The sequence below is a fragment of the Azonexus sp. genome (genome assembly GCF_036170495.1).
In the GTDB taxonomy this organism is placed as follows: Bacteria; Pseudomonadota; Gammaproteobacteria; order Burkholderiales; family Rhodocyclaceae; genus Azonexus.
Genome location: NZ_JAVHPH010000061.1, coordinates 1 through 1,233 on the forward strand (window position 1 = coordinate 1; position 1,233 = coordinate 1,233).

General features: G+C 54.3%; 2 protein-coding genes and 1 pseudogene. All 3 read left to right on the forward strand.

Annotation, left to right across the window (positions count from 1 at the left end):
* Positions 1 to 279, forward strand: a 279-nt coding sequence (locus ADADOO_RS02045; protein WP_511274571.1) for a ClpB D2-like domain containing protein, incomplete at its 5' end; no start/stop codon positions are given.
* Between the two features lie 66 nt (positions 280 to 345).
* Entirely contained in the window at positions 346 to 837 is a 492-nt protein-coding gene (gene rraA / locus ADADOO_RS02050) for a ribonuclease E activity regulator RraA (protein WP_511274573.1), read from the forward strand.
* Positions 838 to 1,054: 217 nt separating this feature from the next.
* A pseudogene (locus ADADOO_RS02055) lies at positions 1,055 to 1,233 on the forward strand (isocitrate lyase); the annotation flags it as partial.

Consider the following 1,233-nt stretch of genomic DNA (forward strand, 5'->3'; position numbering starts at 1 on the left):
GACAAGTTCCTCATGCAGCTTGAGGAACAGTTGCATGAGAAAAAGGTCGACGCGCATTTCACCGAGGCGGTCAAGGAACTACTTGCTGATAAGGGCTTCGATCCGCTCATGGGCGCCCGTCCGATGGCCCGGCTGATTCAGGACACGATCCGCTCGGCCTTGGCCGACGAGTTGCTGTTCGGCAAACTGGCGAGCGGAGGGCGCGTTACGGTCGACCTCGACAAGGACGGCAAAATCAAACTCGATTTCGAGGAAGAAAAGGCCGAAGCGATCGTCTGAACGATTGCCATCCACCCCAAAAGCCGTGCAACATTGCACGGCTTTTTTTATTTCGAGGACTCCAGCATGACCTTCAAGACCCCTGACCTTTGTGATGAATTCGAAGCTGAACTGGGCAAGACCGTGCGCGTCGTCGCCCCGCTGTTCCAGCGTTATGGCGGCCGTACCAACTTTTCCGGCGAGATCGTCACGCTCAAGATTTTCGAGGACAACTCGCTGGTCCGCGAAGCCTTTGCCGAGAATGGCGCGGGCAAGGTGCTCGTCATCGATGGTGGTGGTTCGCTGCGTTGCGCGCTGGTTGGCGATCAACTGGCCATTCTGGCTGCCAAGAACGGTTGGGCCGGGGTCGTTGTGTACGGCTGCATCCGTGATTCGGGTGACATCAACGGTATCGATATCGGCGTCCGGGCGTTGAATACGCACCCGCAAAAGACGCTCAAGAAAGGTGTCGGCGACAAGAATATCGCCGTCACCTTTGGCGGCGTAACGTTTACCCCTGGTGAATATCTGTACGCCGACGAAGATGGCGTTCTGGTTAGCAGCAAAACCTTGTGCTGACGCAGCGCGATTTCATTTCATAAAAACAAACAGCGTTTTACATCATGAAATATTGACTGTAATACGCTGTTTTTATTAAAAATAATTTTGTCTTATGTCTTATATAAGACTATTGCTGCCCCGCAAAAAAGTCACTATACTTTCTCCCATCGGCACAGCACCATAGGCATTCGGTTCTTCGCCGAAACCCCCAAACCAAATTACCTGAGGAATTCACATGAGCACTCGCGAACAGCAAATCGCCGCCCTCGAAAAAGACTGGGCTGAAAACCCCCGCTGGAAAGGCATCAAGCGCGGTTACTCCGCTGCCGACGTCGTCCGTCTGCGCGGTTCCTTCCAGGTCGAGCACACCCTGGCCCGTCGCGGCGCCGAGAAGCTCTGGGATCTGGTCAACAA